Origin of the sequence: Nocardia blacklockiae, assembly GCF_015477355.1 — a bacterium.
Classification (GTDB): Bacteria; Actinomycetota; Actinomycetes; order Mycobacteriales; family Mycobacteriaceae; genus Nocardia; species Nocardia blacklockiae.
In genome coordinates this window covers 293,269-309,343 of the sequence record NZ_JADLRJ010000003.1, presented here as the reverse complement: position 1 = coordinate 309,343, position 16,075 = coordinate 293,269, and the positions used below count along the sequence as shown (strand labels likewise).

17 protein-coding genes and 1 tRNA gene are annotated in these 16,075 nt (G+C 68.7%); 13 read left to right on the top strand and 5 right to left on the bottom strand.

The window, feature by feature from the left end:
- Nucleotides 1-29 precede the first annotated feature (29 nt).
- From IU476_RS10940 to IU476_RS10930, 3 genes are all read right to left on the bottom strand, one after another.
- On the bottom strand, nucleotides 30-551 hold the full coding sequence (locus IU476_RS10940; RefSeq protein WP_195099191.1) for a hypothetical protein: 522 nt from the start codon (nucleotides 549-551) through the stop codon (nucleotides 30-32).
- A 55-nt stretch (nucleotides 552-606) separates the two neighbouring features.
- Complete coding sequence (locus IU476_RS10935; protein WP_195099189.1) at nucleotides 607-1,953, bottom strand: DUF2252 domain-containing protein; 1,347 nt, start codon at nucleotides 1,951-1,953, stop codon at nucleotides 607-609.
- 66 nt (nucleotides 1,954-2,019) lie between these two features.
- Nucleotides 2,020-3,228, bottom strand: coding sequence for a L,D-transpeptidase (locus IU476_RS10930; RefSeq protein WP_195099187.1), 1,209 nt, complete (start codon nucleotides 3,226-3,228; stop codon nucleotides 2,020-2,022).
- Between the two features lie 318 nt (nucleotides 3,229-3,546).
- Between IU476_RS10930 and IU476_RS10925 the strand changes: the two genes are divergently transcribed.
- The 9 genes from IU476_RS10925 to IU476_RS10885 all read left to right on the top strand — a co-directional run bounded on the left by IU476_RS10925 (nucleotide 3,547) and on the right by IU476_RS10885 (nucleotide 11,973).
- Nucleotides 3,547-3,619: transfer RNA gene (locus IU476_RS10925), tRNA-Lys, on the top strand.
- Nucleotides 3,620-3,676: 57 nt separating this feature from the next.
- The gene (locus tag IU476_RS10920) at nucleotides 3,677-4,309 is read left to right on the top strand and encodes a Uma2 family endonuclease (RefSeq protein WP_195099185.1); all 633 of its coding nucleotides are present in this window, start codon (nucleotides 3,677-3,679) and stop codon (nucleotides 4,307-4,309) included.
- Nucleotides 4,310-4,445: 136 nt separating this feature from the next.
- Entirely contained in the window at nucleotides 4,446-5,384 is a 939-nt protein-coding gene (locus IU476_RS10915) for a hypothetical protein (protein WP_195099183.1), read from the top strand.
- Nucleotides 5,385-5,496: 112 nt separating this feature from the next.
- Nucleotides 5,497-6,024 carry an MmpS family transport accessory protein gene (locus tag IU476_RS10910; protein WP_195099181.1) on the top strand — a complete coding sequence of 176 codons (528 nt, stop codon included), beginning with the start codon at nucleotides 5,497-5,499 and terminating at the stop codon, nucleotides 6,022-6,024.
- 197 nt (nucleotides 6,025-6,221) lie between these two features.
- Nucleotides 6,222-7,736: an outer membrane protein assembly factor BamB family protein gene (locus tag IU476_RS10905; protein ID WP_195099179.1), complete on the top strand. Its 1,515-nt coding sequence runs from the start codon at nucleotides 6,222-6,224 to the stop codon at nucleotides 7,734-7,736.
- A gap of 112 nt (nucleotides 7,737-7,848) precedes the next feature.
- Entirely contained in the window at nucleotides 7,849-8,223 is a 375-nt protein-coding gene (locus IU476_RS10900; protein WP_195099177.1) for a PLDc N-terminal domain-containing protein, read from the top strand.
- 281 nt (nucleotides 8,224-8,504) lie between these two features.
- Nucleotides 8,505-9,761 (top strand): MFS transporter, encoded by a 1,257-nt coding sequence (locus IU476_RS10895; protein ID WP_195099174.1) that lies wholly within the window; start codon nucleotides 8,505-8,507, stop codon nucleotides 9,759-9,761.
- A 42-nt stretch (nucleotides 9,762-9,803) separates the two neighbouring features.
- Nucleotides 9,804-11,243, top strand: a complete 1,440-nt coding sequence (proS, locus tag IU476_RS10890; protein ID WP_195099172.1) for a proline--tRNA ligase — start codon at nucleotides 9,804-9,806, stop codon at nucleotides 11,241-11,243.
- A gap of 88 nt (nucleotides 11,244-11,331) precedes the next feature.
- Complete coding sequence (locus IU476_RS10885; RefSeq protein ID WP_195099170.1) at nucleotides 11,332-11,973, top strand: TetR/AcrR family transcriptional regulator; 642 nt, start codon at nucleotides 11,332-11,334, stop codon at nucleotides 11,971-11,973.
- Between the two features lie 13 nt (nucleotides 11,974-11,986).
- On the opposite strand, the gene IU476_RS10880 is transcribed toward IU476_RS10885, so the two are convergent.
- Entirely contained in the window at nucleotides 11,987-12,361 is a 375-nt protein-coding gene (locus tag IU476_RS10880; RefSeq protein ID WP_195099168.1) for a cupin domain-containing protein, read from the bottom strand.
- Nucleotides 12,362-12,440: 79 nt separating this feature from the next.
- On the opposite strand from IU476_RS10880, the gene IU476_RS10875 reads away from it, so the two are divergent.
- Genes IU476_RS10875 through IU476_RS10865 form a run of 3 tightly spaced genes read left to right on the top strand, consistent with a single transcriptional unit; the run spans nucleotide 12,441 to nucleotide 14,350 of the window.
- Complete coding sequence (locus tag IU476_RS10875) at nucleotides 12,441-12,899, top strand: MarR family winged helix-turn-helix transcriptional regulator (RefSeq protein ID WP_228823471.1); 459 nt, start codon at nucleotides 12,441-12,443, stop codon at nucleotides 12,897-12,899.
- 44 nt (nucleotides 12,900-12,943) lie between these two features.
- On the top strand, nucleotides 12,944-13,276 hold the full coding sequence (locus tag IU476_RS10870; protein ID WP_195099166.1) for a nucleoside phosphorylase-I family protein: 333 nt from the start codon (nucleotides 12,944-12,946) through the stop codon (nucleotides 13,274-13,276).
- Nucleotides 13,277-13,285: 9 nt separating this feature from the next.
- Complete coding sequence (locus IU476_RS10865) at nucleotides 13,286-14,350, top strand: crotonase/enoyl-CoA hydratase family protein (protein ID WP_195099164.1); 1,065 nt, start codon at nucleotides 13,286-13,288, stop codon at nucleotides 14,348-14,350.
- Between the two features lie 139 nt (nucleotides 14,351-14,489).
- On the opposite strand, the gene IU476_RS10860 is transcribed toward IU476_RS10865, so the two are convergent.
- Nucleotides 14,490-14,957, bottom strand: coding sequence for a MarR family winged helix-turn-helix transcriptional regulator (locus IU476_RS10860; protein WP_195099162.1), 468 nt, complete (start codon nucleotides 14,955-14,957; stop codon nucleotides 14,490-14,492).
- Between the two features lie 59 nt (nucleotides 14,958-15,016).
- Here IU476_RS10860 and IU476_RS10855 point away from each other — a divergent pair, with 59 nt between their 5' ends.
- A complete protein-coding gene (locus IU476_RS10855; protein WP_195099160.1) occupies nucleotides 15,017-15,994 on the top strand; it encodes a pirin family protein in 978 nt (325 codons plus the stop codon).
- Nucleotides 15,995-16,075: the final 81 nt, after the last annotated feature.

The window sequence follows — 16,075 nt, the reverse complement described above, 5'->3', positions numbered from 1 at the left end:
ACGAGTTTCGTAGCCCCGTCAGGCCGTGCTCACGAACGCGTCAGGGCGGTGAGGTCGTCCAACAGGATCATGACCTCCCCCGCCCGCTTGACCACCTCGTCGAGCCGGAATTTCAGACCCAGCAGCTCCACCCCGGTCAGCGGATCGGCCGTCCGGTGCTGGAGGCGCAACCACTCCCCTTGCGCGGACACGTTGCCCAGCAACAACTCTCGCTCCGCACCGGCGACCGCGACCCGCGCGGACAACTCGAGCGACGCGTGCGGGGAACGCACCCACAGGTTCACCGCCTCCAACTGCCCGGCGATGGGCAGACCCCGCCCCGGCTTCGCGGCGAGTTCGACCTCGAGACCGTCGGTCGCGGAGCGGACGAGCAGGACCAGCGCCCGGTGGTCTTCCCCGGCCGCGCCGTCGCTGTACACACCCGGGCGTTTGGCCGGCGCTCCCTCCGCGAACGTGGTCAGGTGGGTTCGATCCGCTCCGTCGCCCGTGAGCTCCCACTTGCCCTTGTCCTCGAAGTCGTCCAGCAGCACCTCGACCGAGGCATCCGACATCGTCGGCCCTTCCTTCCCTGCGCGATCCGGTTGTCCCGCAGGAAGACTACAAGCGCTAGCGATCTTCCTCCGCTGCCGTGATCACACCGCGACGCACCGCGTCGACCAGTTCCGCGTGGTCGGCCTCGGTGCGGTCGGCGTAGTCGAGCGCGTAGCGGGCGTAGGCCGAGTCCATCTTGTCGCCGTCGGCGCAGTACCCGGCGAGGATCCGCGGATCGATCGAACGGCTGTGCGCGCGGGCCAGCAGCGCGCCCGCCAGGCGGCCGTAGTCGTCGAGGTGGTCGCGCTTGAGTTCGGTGACGTCGATGGCGCCCTTGCGATTTCGGAACTGGCGCACGATGTACGGGCGGTCGCCGATCGTCGCCCAGCCCAGCAGGATGTCGGTCTCGGCCTGCACCAGGCGCGCGCCGTTGACGATGCGCCGCCCTTCGTGACGCACCGGGTCGAGGCCCAAGGCGTCCTGCAGCGCGCTGGGCCGGGCCTGCTTGGCCTGCAGCACCAAGGCCTCGTCGCCGTTGCCGCGCAACAGGATCAGGTAGTTGCGCAGCCCGACGCTGCCCGTGCCGACCACCCGGAACGCCACGTCGCACACCGTGTACCGCCGCAGCAGGTGCGCGCGGGATTCGCGCAGCGTGTCCACGTAGCCCTCCAGCGCGGCGACGACCTCGTCGGCGGTCGCGTCGGACACCTCGGTGAGCACCGGCGGGTCGGCGACGAAGCGCCACTGCCCGCCCTCGGTGCTCGTCGTCTTCGCCGCGATCTTGGCGCTGGTGTTCTTCTTGGCCTTGCCGGCGGCCTTGGCGAAATCGTCGAGCAGTGCGTCGGCCTCGACCCGGTCGATCACCGATTCGTCGCCCAGCGCCGTCCACGATTCCAGGAACGGCAGCTGCGCCAGGTGGTCGATGACGCGGCGATAACTGCGGGCGGCGTCGTGCGCGGCGTCGCGGCAGCCGTTCTCCGACACCCCGCCGACCCGGCCGGCGAGCACCAGGCTGGCGGCCAGCCGCGTCAGGTCCCACTCCCACGGACCCGGGGCGGTCTCGTCGAAATCGTTGATATCCATGACGATTCGACCGTCCTGGGTCCCGTAGAGCCCGAAGTTGGCCGCGTGCGCGTCGCCGCACAGCTGCGCGGTCAGGCCGCTGCTCGGCGTCGCGGCGAGATCACCGGCCATCAGCGCGGCGCTGCCGCGATAGAAGGCGAACGGCGACTCCAGCATTCGACCGACCCGCAGCCGGATCAGCTCCGGCACCCGGCCGGCATTGCTGGCCTCGACGAAATCGACGATCGACGGCCGGTCCGCGGGGAGGGTGACCTCGCGGTGGTCGCGGTGGTCGTCGTTCTCCCGCAGCGCGCGACCGCGAGCGTAGGCCTCCTCCGCGTCCAGCCACCGATCGAACATGCCGCACTCCTCGCTGTCTGCCGTCGCATAGGTCAACGTGCCGGCGGGCGGTGCGGGTTCCTCGGATCAGCTGTTGTCGGCGTTGCCCGCCTTCCACTCCTCCCACGGGATGTTCCAGTCGCCGAGTCCGTCGACACCCGACAGCGTCGGGCCCACCGTGTTCTTCACGATGGCGATGTCGCCGCGCTTGGCGTTCTCGTAGACCCAGCGGGCGTCGGCGGGACTGAGATTCAGGCAGCCGTGGCTGGTGTTGGAGTAGCCCTGCGCGCCCAACGACCACGGCGCGGAGTGCATGAAGATGCCGCTGTAGGACATCCGGGTCGCGTAGTCGACGGGCGTGCGGTAACCGTCGGGGCCGGTCGCCGAGACGCCGTAGGTGGAGGAGTCCATGATGATCCGGTCGAAACGGTCGCTGATGATGTAGATGCCGTTGTCGGTGGGGGCGGAGGCCTTGCCCATCGAGGTCGGCATGGTGCGGATCACCTCGCCGTTGCGCTCCACGACCACCGTTTTGGTGTTGTCGTCGGCGGTGAAGATGGTGGGCTCGCCGATGGTGAACGCGGAGTGGATGTCGCTGTCGCCGATCAGGCCGTTGCCGAGATCCTTGCCGTAGGTGTTCACGTCGACGTTCACATTGGTGCCGGGCGCCCAGAAGTGCTCGGGCCGCCACCGCACCTCGCGGTTGTTCACCCAGTAGAAGGCGCCCTCGACCGGCGGGTTGGTTGTGATCTTGATCGCGTCCTGCGCGGCGCGGCGGTCCGGGATGTTCTCGTCGAACTGCACGGCCACCGGCTGTCCGATGCCGACGACTTCGTCCTCACCGGGCAGCAGCCACGGGTGCGTGCGCACGCGCGGGCTGAGCGTGGTGAAACTCAGCGCGGTCGAGGCTTTGCCGCCCAGCCCGATCGACTCGGCCTGCAAGCGATAGGTGCGCCCGAAGCCGAGTTGCTCGCCGACCTGCCAGGACCGCCCGTCCGGCGCGAGCTGCCCCGCGACCGGTTCACCCTCGGGATTGAGCAGGCTGACCGAGGCGAACTTGCCGTCCTCGACCCGTAGTTGCAGCGGGACCGCCGGGGAGACATTGACATCGCCGTCCTTCACGGGCGCAACGACCTTCGGCTTGAGGAGATCGCCGACGGGGTTCGGTTCGATCGCCGCCTTGGTGCCCGTCGCCCCCGAATCGCTGCAACCGGTCGCCGCCAGCCCCAGCACGGACAGCACGGCCACCGCCCCCAGCAACGTCTTCGACCGATATCGGCCCCGCCATATGCTCATGTCCAACCCCGTTTCATGTTCTCGGCGCCGCCGGGCCGACCCGGCGACGCTGCTCAACCCACCACGCCCGCGGGGATCGGTCGAGACCACGCCCCGCCTATTCTGCCAGCTGGAAGGGCCCGAAAGCCGCAAACACGACGGCCGCTCCACATGGTCTGCCCCTTCATCCGTTCCCGCCCCCCATCCGTTAACAACCGGCGACACATTCGCCCCCACCCCCACTGAACAGGCGATTTCACTTTCCCCACACCCGCCTGTTATGGTTTTCCCCGCACCGGAACGGAGCCCCCAGGGGCCCCGCCACCGGATCACGCACCAGCGCCATTAGCTCAATTGGCAGAGCAGCTGACTCTTAATCAGCGGGTTCGGGGTTCGAGTCCCTGATGGCGCACACCACCAAACCCCGTCGATCCGACGGGGTTTTTCAGTTATCCGGGCGGAGGCGGGGATGTCTGAAGCGTTCGACTGGTCCTGGCTCCGCACGAGCATCCCGGTCATCGATATGGACATGTACCTCGAGATGCCGGAAGATCTGGCCCGCCGGATCGAGGTCAAAGACGGCCTGCTGGTTCACTGCGAGTCGGCTTCGCCCAACCACACCACTGTCGCCCGGCAATTCGAAACCGCCTTCCGTGACTCGGTGGCGAAGCGGGCACCGCACGAACCATGCCTGCGTGCCAGCGGTGATCTGGACATGCTGGTGTCCGAGGTGCCCTTCCATTTCAAACGCCCCGACGCGATCGTGTACCGATGCATCGAAGAGCCGCGCGGTAAATGGAAGAGAAAGCCGCTGGCCTCCGACACGCTTCTTGTCCTCGAAGTTGTCTCGCCGAGTTCGGTGACCGAAGACCTCATCGATAAGCGCGCGGAATACGCGCGGCTCGGCATACCGCACTACTGGATCGTGCGCATGGCACAGAACGACGGTCCGGTGACTCTCATAGAGCGGTTCCAGTTGGGTAGCGACGGGGCGTACGTCAAAGTTGGTTCGGCGCACCGTGGTTCGGGTCTGGCGGTCGATGTGGTGGACCCGATCGAGGTGACCTTGACCTGGGAGCAACTGGAAGTCGGCATCGACTGATTCCTAGCCACTCGAACCACGGGCTGGACGCGGCTATGGGCGTTGCGTGATTGTCGTAGGGGTGGGCGGCGAGAGTACTGCGCGGGAGCGGCGGGTTGGAGTGTGGGCCTGGTGGGTGGTTGGTGGGCTCCTGGTTGTGGCGGTGGTGGTGTTTCGGGGCTCGTGGTGGGAGATGTTTGTGCGGTGGGGGCGGGGGCCGTTGCCTGATGGGGAACAGGTTTTGGGGCACTCGATGCTTTTTTGGGGGCGGCTCGGGAAAGGGATGCAGTTCGTTGCTGGGCTTCCCGTGTTGTTCGATCTGATCGGGGCGGGTGCGTTGGCGGATTTCGGTCGGCGGCATGCGGAGCGGTTGGCTGCGGCGCGGGTGCGGGTTGCGGAGACGCGGAGTGCGGCGCGGTTGTTGGAGCGGCTGCGGGCGTTGGAGCGGCGTGTGCAGTCCGAACTGATCGAGGAGGGGCGCGAGCGTGGTGCGCCGGAGCACGAGTTGTTGTTGGCTTCCGTGGTCGAGGCGTTCGACGGGGAGATCATCTGCACGTCGTGCGAGTACGCCATGCCCCGGGTCCTGGTCCTCGATGACATTCCCGTCGTCGCCCCGAAACCCCTCATCTACAAATGGGAATGTCAGCACGGGCGGGAGGTTTTCGAGAGCCGGGTCGAGAAGGCTTTCGTCGATACGCTCACCGAAACCGAGAGAGCGGCTTGGCGTAATGCCGAATACGTCGACCGGCGGGTGGCGCGAATCGGCTCGATCCTGCTGGGCGCGTTGGTCCTCGGCGGTTCGGCACTGCTCGTCGTCGAATGGACCGTGGGGCAGGAGCTGCGGGGACTCATGGCGGCCGTCGCCGCCGCGGTGATCGTTCTCGCGGTGGCGGCATTGCTGACCACCGATCCCAACGGACGCCGCCGCGCCGGAGCGGGTATCGCGTGGCTTTGGGCGCTCGTGTGCTGGCTACCGGTTCCGATCACTCGCTCGATCGTGTGGCTGATGAACCGCGACCGCCCGGCGCACCCGCTGCGCTGGATTGCCTTGTGCCTGTTCGTCTTCGGCTCGCTGCTCGACCTCGTCGCCAGCTAGTGGCCCCATCCGGGCGAATCCAGGGGACAACGAGGGACGAAATGCCCTATTGCCGTCCGGGATCAGCAAGCCAGCCTGTCTGACGCACGATAGTTTCAGATGGGACGTATGCATGACGAGGCCGCCGCTATTTCCGTCGCAGCAGGGACATTCGCCGTCGAAGGAGCGTCTTCTCTGGCCGTGGGTGTTGTTCGGGGCCGCTGTGCTGGCGCTCGGTGGGTGTGCGGGGGTGATTTCCGCTGCCGTGGACGAGAGTGTGGCGATCCGCTCGTCGGCGACGCCCACTCCGACGACTTCGCCCGCCGAGGCGATTCCGCCGGTTCCTACGCCGGTGGTGCTGGTGCCGCCGCCGACCACGGTACCGGTGAAGGTGACGAAAGTGATTACCTACGAGGTGGTTTCGGACGCGAAGCTGAATGCGCTCACCTACTACGACGAGTTGTCCGATCCGGCGAAAGCGCCGGGGGTGAGCGCGCCCTGGACCAAGACGGTGGTGAACGACGCGCCCGTGGCCGTGGCGGGGTTGAGTGCGCAGACCACCGGCCGCTCGATCACGTGTCGGATCACGGTGGACGGGGTGGTGAAGGATGAGCAGACCGCCGTCGGCAAGTTCGCGGCGGTCAACTGCTCGGGTCAGTGAAATATGTTGAGGAAGAACATGGCGGCATCGGCGTGAGGGAAGGTCGCCCGCGGTCACCGAATGGCTATGCGCTGGGTGGACTGTAGGATGAGCGCTCGCAGTTGACGGAGAAGTGGGGGGCCGTGCAGGTGGCTGGGGGCAATCGAAAGCCCGAAGGCGCAAAGCTTTTCGCAGCTCTGGCCGCAGCAGGGTGCGGGTTGGTTCTCGGCGGGGTCGGGTTGGCCGTGTTCAGCTGGTTCTTCGCGTCGACGTGGCCGCTGGACAACGAGATCACCGGCGAGGATGTCTTCGGCTCGTTCCGGAATCTCGACGTGTCCGGCGTGCCCGGAAAGTACGCCGCCACAACGCTGTTGGCGGGCGTGCTCGTGCTGGCGGCGCTCGGCGTCGCCGCGGTGCGGGTGGTGCGAGGCCGGGACGGATACGGCACCTGGGGTCCGTTCGTGCTCTTGGCCGTCGGCGCGGGGCTGCTGGTATGGCCGGTCATGGCTTGGCGGGACCACCTGCCCGGACTGTGGCGACAGGTTCGCATCCAGTACCCGCCGTTCGAGCAACTGCCGACCGCGGTGGTGGCGGGCACGCTGGTCGTGGTGGGTACCGCGCTGGTGGCCGCCGTCGCCGCGCGGCCGGAGACGCTGCGCGCGCTGCGGTTGCCGGTGTTGGTTCTCACGGTGGTCGTCGGCCTCGCGGTGTCGGGTGTGGCTGCGGCGCTTGCCATTCGCGCCGGAGACGATGAGCGCCGGGTGGACCGGAGCACGGCCGCCGCGCAACCACCGGCCGCGGTGCCCGATCGGATGGGCGCAGCGGCGTATCGGATGTCCGTGCCCGCGGCGAAGACAGGGACCGGCGAGCCGCGGACGGACCTGGTGGTGGCCGGTGCGGGCTTCGCCATCGCGGAACCGGACGGCATCACCGCGTACGACGGCGCGACCGGTACCGAGCGCTGGCACTATCGGCGCACGAACACCCTCGATCCGCGCGGGAATCGATACACCGCCTACCTGCCGGGAACTTTGCGGTCACTCGACGGCGGAACCGTGGTGCTGAGCGACTGGGGCGAACTCGGATGGACGGCCTTCGATGCCACCACCGGCGAGATCCTCTGGCGTAATTCGGATTTCGCCGGGGACATGGACGACCCGGGGATCCGTCGCGACCTGGGTGATTTCCGGCTCACGTCCGGATTCCTCGTGGTGTCGGAGTCGAATCGGGTAGTTCGGTACGACGCCCGCACAGGTGCCCGAATGTGGTCGCTGGACACCACGAAACTGCAGTGCACCGGCTACTTCAGCCCGATCACGATTACCGAGACGGCCATTTACCGGTTGGCCGGTTGCGGTCCCGACAACGAGACGGTAGCCCATCTGTCCGCCATCGATCCCCGAACCGGCGCGGTCATCGCGGAACAGGAATTGCCGCTGTCGAGCGAAAACGGCCCGCGAACGAGCGCTTACCTCCAGCGCCACGGCAATGCGGTTCTGGTGCAATGGAAACTGGCTGGTTCGTCGGCCTGGAGCGTGGTGACCACTCCCCAGCAACTCGGCGCACCACTTCCCTGGACGTTGCACACCGCCCAAACCCCGCCCCCGGTCGAATTCGAACGACACCGATCCCCCGACACCGAACTCACGGGAGCGCTCCCGGTGCCCGGCGCATTCCTCACGATCACTCCGGGCGCGCACTCTCTCGACGTGATCGGTTATCGGCCTGAATAGGCAACACCGCGCGACCAGCACGAAAACCCCACGGCGACAGCATGTTCGCCGGTGTTGCCGGTGACCGAACGCACTGTATGATGAACCGTTCGCGGTAGAGAAGGAGTGGGGGATGCCGTACGCCGTCGTCGGAATTGTGACGCTTGTTCTGTGGGTGTTCTGTCTGATCGACATCATCACCGCGCCCGAGGGCGGGATCAGGCATTTGCCGAAGGCGGGGTGGCTGTTGGTGGTGATTCTGCTGCCGACGGTGGGGGCGCTGCTGTGGCTGTTTCTCGGGCGGCCGGTCATGGAGGGGCACGGACGGTCGCAGAGTCGCTTCCCGGAGTACGACCGGCCCGGACGCTATGTTCCGCAGGATCCGGCGGCGGACGAGGCGTTCCTGCGCGGGCTGCGCGAGCGTGCGGAGCAGCAGCGGCAGGAGGCGCGGCGGCAGGAGGCCGCCCGGCAGGCCGAGGCCGATCGGCGACGCGAGGCGCAGGAGTAGCGGCGACGTGCGGGAATTAACTTTCCCTTAGAAACGCTAATCAAATAGGCTGGTACTCGGACCCGCCACGACCGAGCGTGCGCTTCGCGCCGTACGACGTGGCGGCCCGGTCCCGACCGCCTGCTGTGCGGTATGTGAGGTCGTCCCCCGACCCCGATCGGAAGGAGCGCACGACGCCAAGCGAGCAAATTGTGGTTTCGCCACCCGAAGCCGAGTTACCCGACAATTCCATCGAGACCCGAACGTTCGAGACCCGAGCGGAGCCTCCGGCGAAGACCGGTATGTTCGCCTCGCTCTCCGTTCGCAACTATCGCTACTTCTTCGCCAGCCAGATGGTGTCCAATACCGGCACCTGGATGCAGCGCATCGCGCAGGATTGGCTGGTCCTCAGTCTTACCGGCAGTTCGTTCGCCGTCGGCATCACCATCGCCATGCAGTTTCTGCCGATGCTGCTGTTCGGCCTCTTCGGCGGTGTGATCGCGGACCGCTTCGGCAAGCGGCGGCTGCTGATTCTCACCCAGGGGATCATGGGCGTGCTCGCCGGTGCGCTCGCGGTGCTGACGCTCACCGGAGCGGTGCAGGTCTGGCACGTGTACCTGCTGGCCTTCCTGCTCGGTCTGGTCACCGTGGTGGACAATCCGACTCGGCAGACCTTCGTCGCGGAAATGGTCGGTCCGGAACAGTTGCGCAACGCGGTGAGCCTGAACTCGGCGAATTTCCAGTCCGCGCGGTTGATCGGCCCGGCGGTGGCCGGCGCGATGATCGCGGCGGTGGGCACCGGGTGGGCGTTCGCGGTCAACGCGCTGTCGTTCGTCGCGGTGATCGGCAGCCTGCTGGCGATGCGGCCGTCGCAATTGCGGCCGCTGCCCCGGGCGCCGCGCCGCAAAGGACAGCTGCGCGAGGGCCTGCGCTACGTGAGCGCGCGGCCGCAATTGATCTGGCCGATCGTGCTGGTCGGCTTCATCGGAACCTTCGGCTTCAACTTCGCCACCGTGCTGTCGGGCTACGTGTACCACGTCTTCCACGTCGACGCCGGGAAGTACGGCCTGCTCAATACGGCCCTCGCGGCCGGATCGCTGCTGGGCGCACTGCTCGCGGCGCGGCGGCGGTCCGTGGTGCGGCTGCGAATGCTGGTGATGACGGCCGCCGGCTTCGGCGTCCTGGAGGCGGTGACCGCCTTCGCCCCGGACTACTGGCTGTTCGCGGCGATGCTGACGTTCGTGGGACTGCTCGGGCTGACCTTCAACACCTCGAGCAACTCGATGGTGCAGCTGGCGACCGAGCCCGAGGTGCGCGGGCGGGTGATGGCCCTCTACATGATGGTGTTCACCGGCGGCACCCCCATCGGCGGCCCGATCGTCGGCTGGCTCACCGAACATTTCGGCCCGCGCGTCGGCCTGTTCTCCTGCGGTGCGGTCTCCGCGCTGGCCGCCCTCGGCGTCGCGCTGATCCTTGCCCGGGTGGGCCGGCTGCGACTCCGATTCTCGCGCCGCGGAGTCGCCTTCGTGCCCCGTGAAAGCCTGGTCGGCGTGGCGTGAGGCGGTGCCGAAAGCCCTTGCGCGCCGCAGTAATCTCTGGGCATGGCACGGGACGAACGCGGTGTTACCGCCCAGAGTGAGGATTTTGCGGCCTGGTACAACGAGGTGGTCTTCAAGGCCGGCCTCGTCGACCGCGGCCCGGCCAAGGGCACCATGATCATTCGACCGTACGGGTATCGGCTGTGGGAGCAGTTGCAGTCCGAACTCGACCGGCGGATCAAGGAGACCGGGCACGAGAACGCCTACTTCCCGCTGCTGATCCCGGAGAGCTATCTGAGCCGGGAAGCCGAACACGTGGAAGGCTTTTCGCCGGAACTGGCGGTGGTCACCCACGCCGGCGGCAAGGACCTCGAGGAGTCGCTGGTGGTGCGGCCGACCTCCGAGACGATCATCGGCGAGATGATGGCCAAGTGGATCAGCTCGCACCGAGACCTGCCGCTGCTGCTGAACCAGTGGTCGAACGTGGTGCGGTGGGAGCTGCGGCCCCGAATGTTTCTGCGCACCACGGAATTTCTGTGGCAGGAAGGACACACCGCGCACGCCGACGCGGCCGACGCGCACCGCGAGACCCGGCTCGCGCTCGACATCTACCGCGAGGTGGCGCGCGACCTCGCCGCCATGCCGGTCGTTCCGGGCGAGAAGACGCCGGGCGAGCGGTTCGCCGGGGCCGTCGCGACGTTCACCATCGAGGGCATGATGCGCGACGGCCGCGCGCTGCAGGCCGGCACCTCGCACTACATGGGCACCAACTTCGCCACCGCCTTCGACATCCGCTACACCAGCGATGCGGGCCGAGACGAGCTGTGCCACACCACTTCCTGGGGCATGAGCACCCGCATGATCGGCGGCATCGTGATGACCCACGGCGACGACAAGGGCCTCGTCTTCCCGCCGCGGCTGGCGCCCTACCAGGCGGTGATCGTGCCGATCACCCGCGGCGGGAACACGACGGTCGAAGCGGCCGCCGACGAACTGGCGCGGCGCCTGCGGGCCGTCGGCGTGCGCGTGCACGTCGATGCCCGGCCGCAGCTCAGCCCCGGTTTCAAGTACAACGAGTGGGAGATGCGCGGCGTCCCGATCCGGCTCGAACTGGGCCCCCGCGACCTCGAGGCCGGTACCGCGATGATGGTGAAGCGGCTCGGCGACGAGGGCAAGCAGGCCGTGCCGCTCGACACCCTGCCGGACGTCCTGCCCGGCGTGCTCGACGACTTCCAGGCCTTCCTGCTCGCCCGCGCCACCGAGTTCCGCGACACCCACACCCGCACCGTCGACAACTGGGAGGATTTCGCCGCGGCGGTGTCGACGGGGTGGGCGCTCGCATTGCACTGCGGCGCAACGGCTTGCGAGGAGGACGTCAAGTCCGAGACCGCGGCCACCCCGCGGTGCATCCCACTCGACGGAGAACCGGCGACGGGCGCCTGCGTGCGGTGCGGCGCGGACGCCGCGTACGGCCGGCGAGTGATCTTCGGGCGCGCCTACTGACGGGTACCTCGACCGCCCGGACCTGGCGACATAGGTGGTCTGCATCACAGTTTGACCAGGTCTCGGGCGCTCGAGTAACGTCGCGGCAGTGGCTACGAAGCAGGGCGCCCAGGCCAAGCGCCACTACGGCGGTCGCACCGCCGAAGAGCGGGCCGGACAACGACGGGAACGACTGTTGCGGGCCGCGCTGGAGTTATACGGAACCCGCGGCTACGCGGCCACCAGCATCGAGCAATTGTGTTCCGCGGCAAGCATTTCCACGCGCAGTTTCTACGAGGAGATGGGCAGCCGGGAGAACCTGCTGATCGCCCTGGCCGACGACATCACCGGCCAGGCGTCGGCGGCCGCCCTCGCCGACATCGAGCGGGCCGCCGAGCGGCCGTTCGCCGACCGGATCACCCTCGGTTTCCGCACCTATCTGCAGATCACCTGCCGCACAACGGAATCCGCGCGAGTGTGCTACGTCGAGGTGGTCGGGGTCAGCAATGCCGTCGAGCGCTGGCGGGCCGAGTGGCGCGGGCGCATCGGCACGCTGCTGCGCGGCGAGATCGAGCGGGCGGTGCGCCGCGGCGAAGCCCGGGCCCGGGACTACCGGCTGTTCTCGATCGCGATGATCGGCGCGGTGAACTCGCTCGCCCAGGAATTCGCCCGCGGGGACACCGACGGCGCTCCGACGCTGGACGAGATCTGCGACGAGATCGGCGTGCTGGTGCGGGGCGGCATCGGCTGAATCCCCTTGCGGCTCAGGACACCCAGGGCGCGATGAAGCGGCTGCCGTCGGCCAGCTCGCCGACGAAGCCGACGGGCGCGCTCACCACGAGCGTCGCCGGGGACCGGTCGGGGTTGTCGACGCGGATGGTGGCCTCGGCGGGGATGATGGCGGCGTCGCCGGCGACCAGGCGGTCGGTCGCGCCGTCGATGGTCAGTTCGATCGCCCCGGACAGCAGGACGAACACCTCCTCGCGCAGCACGCGGTGTTCGGCCCCGACGGTTCCGGCGGCCACCTCGAGTTGCCAGACGCAGAGTTCGGCGCTGCCCGTGCCGGGGCGGGCGTAGGAGGCGAAGCGGGCATTGTGCATTTCGTGGACATCGGCCTCGGCGGCACGGATCACGGGCATCGGATAACTCCATTCGGTCAAGTTGCTTGACTATATAGTCAAGCTGGTTGACTTGATTGTCAAGTGCCAAGATGCACTCATGCCTCCCCGCACCGCCGCGCCCGCCCAGGACCTGCCCATGCTGCTGCTCGCGGCCGCGGCGGAGGTCACCGACGCCGTCCACGCCGGGGTGACTGCCGCCGGATTCGCCGACGTGCGCCCCACGCACGGCTTCGCGTTCGCGCGGATGGCGCCCGACGGGGCGACGGTCGGCGAGCTCGCCGAGCACCTCGGCGTCACCAAACAGGCGGCCAGTCAATTGGTCGAGGAACTGGTGAACAAGGGCTACGCCCAACGCAATCCGCATCCGCGCGACGCCCGCTCGCGCCTGATCACGCTCACCGACCGCGGCTGGGCCGCCACCCGCGCCGCCGACGCCGCGGCCGCCGCGTTCACCGCGCGCTGGGCGAGCGCCCTCGGCCAGGAGCGGACGGCCGGGCTGCGCGACGCGCTGGCCCGGGTGGTCGCCCCGGGCAGGGTGCGGCCCTCGACCTGGTGAGCGACTAGGCTCGAGGCCACCGTCCCGCGCGATCCGAGTCCGTCATGACCGACTACGCACACACCGACCACGCCGCCAAGGGCCGTGCCGACAAGGCTCGCCGCCTCGCGGCCTACCTCTGGCAGCGCGCCGTCACGGGCGCCGAGCTGCTGGCGCTGCCCGCCGCGACCCGGCGCAAGCTCGCCCGCGCCGCGGCCACCAACCCACCCGGCACCGACGAGACCTGGGCCATGGTCGCCCGCCTGCTCGACGAGAAGGACGCCTGGGCCGCCCGCCACCCGGAACACCCTGCGGCGCAACGCGCGCACCGCGACGAGAAGATCCTGTGGGTGAAGCCGCCGGTGAAGCCGTGGACCGCGCCGGACCCGGAGTCTTGACATCAAGAAATGAACAGGGGTTCACTTCTTGATGTGGCATCCGACTACGAGCACCATTCCGGCACCCGCCCCGCGGCGTGGCGCGACGACGCGACCGGCGGCGACGATTCGCCCTACGCCGGCCTCCCCGCGCCCGCCGCCGACGTCGCCTACCGCACGCTGACCTACGAGGTCACCGGCCGCATCGCGCGGATCACCTTCGACCGGCCCGAGCACGGCAACGCGATCACCGCCGACACCCCGATCGAGCTGGCGCACGCGGTCGAGCGCGCAGACCTGGACCCGCGCGTGCACGTCACGGTGGTGTCCGGGCGCGGCAAGGGCTTCTGCGGCGGCTACGACCTGTCGATCTTCGCCGAGGGCGGCCTGTCCCCCACCGGCTCGGCGCAGCCCACCGCCGGGACCGTGCTCGATCCCGCCGTGCAGGCGCGCAACCACAACCCTTGGGGCACTTGGGATCCCATGGTGGATTACCAGATGATGAGCCGGTTCAACCGCGGCTTCGCCAGCCTGCTGCACGCGAACAAGCCGGTGGTGGCGAAGCTGCACGGCTTCGCGATCGCCGGTGGCACCGACATCGCCCTGTTCGCCGATCAGATCATCTGCGCCGACGACACCAAGATCGGCTACCCGCCCACCCGGGTCTGGGGCATCCCCGCCGCGGGCATGTGGGCGCACCGCCTCGGTGACCAGCGCGCCAAGCGGCTGCTGTTCACCGGCGACTGCCTGACCGGCAAGCAGGCCGTCGAATGGGGCCTGGCCGTCGAGTCCTGCCCGGCCGACGAACTCGACGAGCGCACCGAGCAACTGCTGCAACGGATCTCGCAGGTGCCGATCAACCAGCTGATCATGGCCAAGCTGGCCCTCAACAGCGCGCTGCTGGCGCAGGGCGTCACCAACTCCGGCATGGTCAGCACGGTCTTCGACGGCATCTCCCGCCACACCCGCGAGGGCTACGCCTTCCAGTTGCGCTCGGCCACAGTGGGTTTCCGCGAGGCCGTGCGCGAACGCGACGAGCCGTTCGGGGACTGGAAGCGCGCGCAGTTCGAGAAGGGTTCGGGCACAGGCGAATAGGCTTCGACGCCCCCTCGCTCGACGTAATCCCGGCATGCTCTTGGCCGGGATCCGCCTCGGACACATGGATTCCGGCCAAAAGCGCGCCGGAATGACGGGGATGGCGACGCGTCCCGGATGACGGGGAAGGCGGCTCCGGTCAGCCGAGATCGATGTCCGTGCTGCGCTCGGCGTGTGCGATCACTCTCTCGGCCAGGGAGCGGACCGCCTTCGCCTCGTCCTCGGTCATGTCGTCGATGAACAGCCGGCGCACCAGTTCGACGTGGTGGGGGGCGGCACGTTCGAGGGCGCGGCGGCCCGCCGGGGTGAGGCGGACCAGGATGCCGCGGGCGTCGTCGGCGGCGGGGGTGCGGGCCACCAGTTCGCGGCGGCCCATCCGGCCCAGGTGTTTGGACAGGCGGCTCTTGTCCCAGCAGATCTCGGCGGCCAAATCCTTGGCGCGCAGGCAGCCGTCGGGCGCCGCCGACAGGGCGACCAGGATCTCGTAGTCCGGCATCGACAGTCCGTCGTGGGCCAGCCCGGCGGCCATCGCCGCGTCCAGGCGCTGCCGCATCCGGATGTACGCGGACCAGGTCGCCTGTTCCTCCTCGCCGAGCCATCGCACCATGGGAATGATCCTAACCGCCGTTTGGTTGACATGGACACCAACCAGCGAGGAGGCACCCGATGCCCGCCGTCACCGTCGAGAACATCCTGGTCCTGCCGCGGCTGTCGCGCCCGGACGCCACCGCGCGGCAGCGGCCGGTCCGCACGATCAGCACCGCGCACCGGCAGCGCGAGGGCGCCGGATTCGAGGTGCGCCGGCCCTTCCCCAGCGCCGAACTGCGCCACGCCGACCCCTTCATCCTGCTGGATCAGATGGGCCCGGTCGCCTACGAGCCGTACGAGGCCAAGGGCGCGCCGTGGCATCCGCACCGCGGTTTCGAGACGGTCACCTACATGCTCGACGGCACCATGGTGCACCACGACTCGAACGGCGGGGGCGGCGTGATCAGCGAGGGCGACACCCAGTGGATGACCGCGGGCTCGGGCATCCTGCACGACGAACTGCCCGCCGAGGAGCTGGTCGTTTCCGGCGGCGTCTTCCACGGCATCCAGCTGTGGGTGAACCTGCCGCGCGCGCAGAAGCTGGCCCCGCCCCGCTACCAGGACCTGCGTGCGAGCGAACTCACCCTGCTCAGCTCGCACGACGGCGGCGCGCTGCTGCGTCTGATCGCCGGGGAGGTCGGCGGATTCGCGGGTCCCGGCTCCACCTACACCCCGATCGCCTACGCGCATGCCTCGATCAGCCCCGGCGGACGCCTGGAAATGCCCTGGCCGCAAGACTTCTCGGCGATGGCGTACGTGCTGTCGGGCAGCGGCACGGCGGGCGCGGAGGGCCGCCCGCTGGCGGAGGGCCAGCTCGCGGTGTTCGGCCACGGCGACGCGATCACCCTGACCGCCGACGACCACCAGCACACCCCGTCCGGCGATCTGGAGGTCCTGCTGCTCGGCGGCGAGCCGATCCGCGAACCGGTGGTGCAGTACGGGCCGTTCGTGATGAACTCCCGCAGCGAAATCATCGAGGCCATCGAGGATTTCGAGGCCGGGCGGATGGGGCAGGTTCCGGCCGAACACGTGACCGGGCGGCGACTGGGCGAGTAAGCGGCTCTCGGCCGCCCAGTTGACAACGGGGCGAGCCATCAGAACAGTAGACTCGGCGGTTCCCGGCCCGGCCCCGCGGGG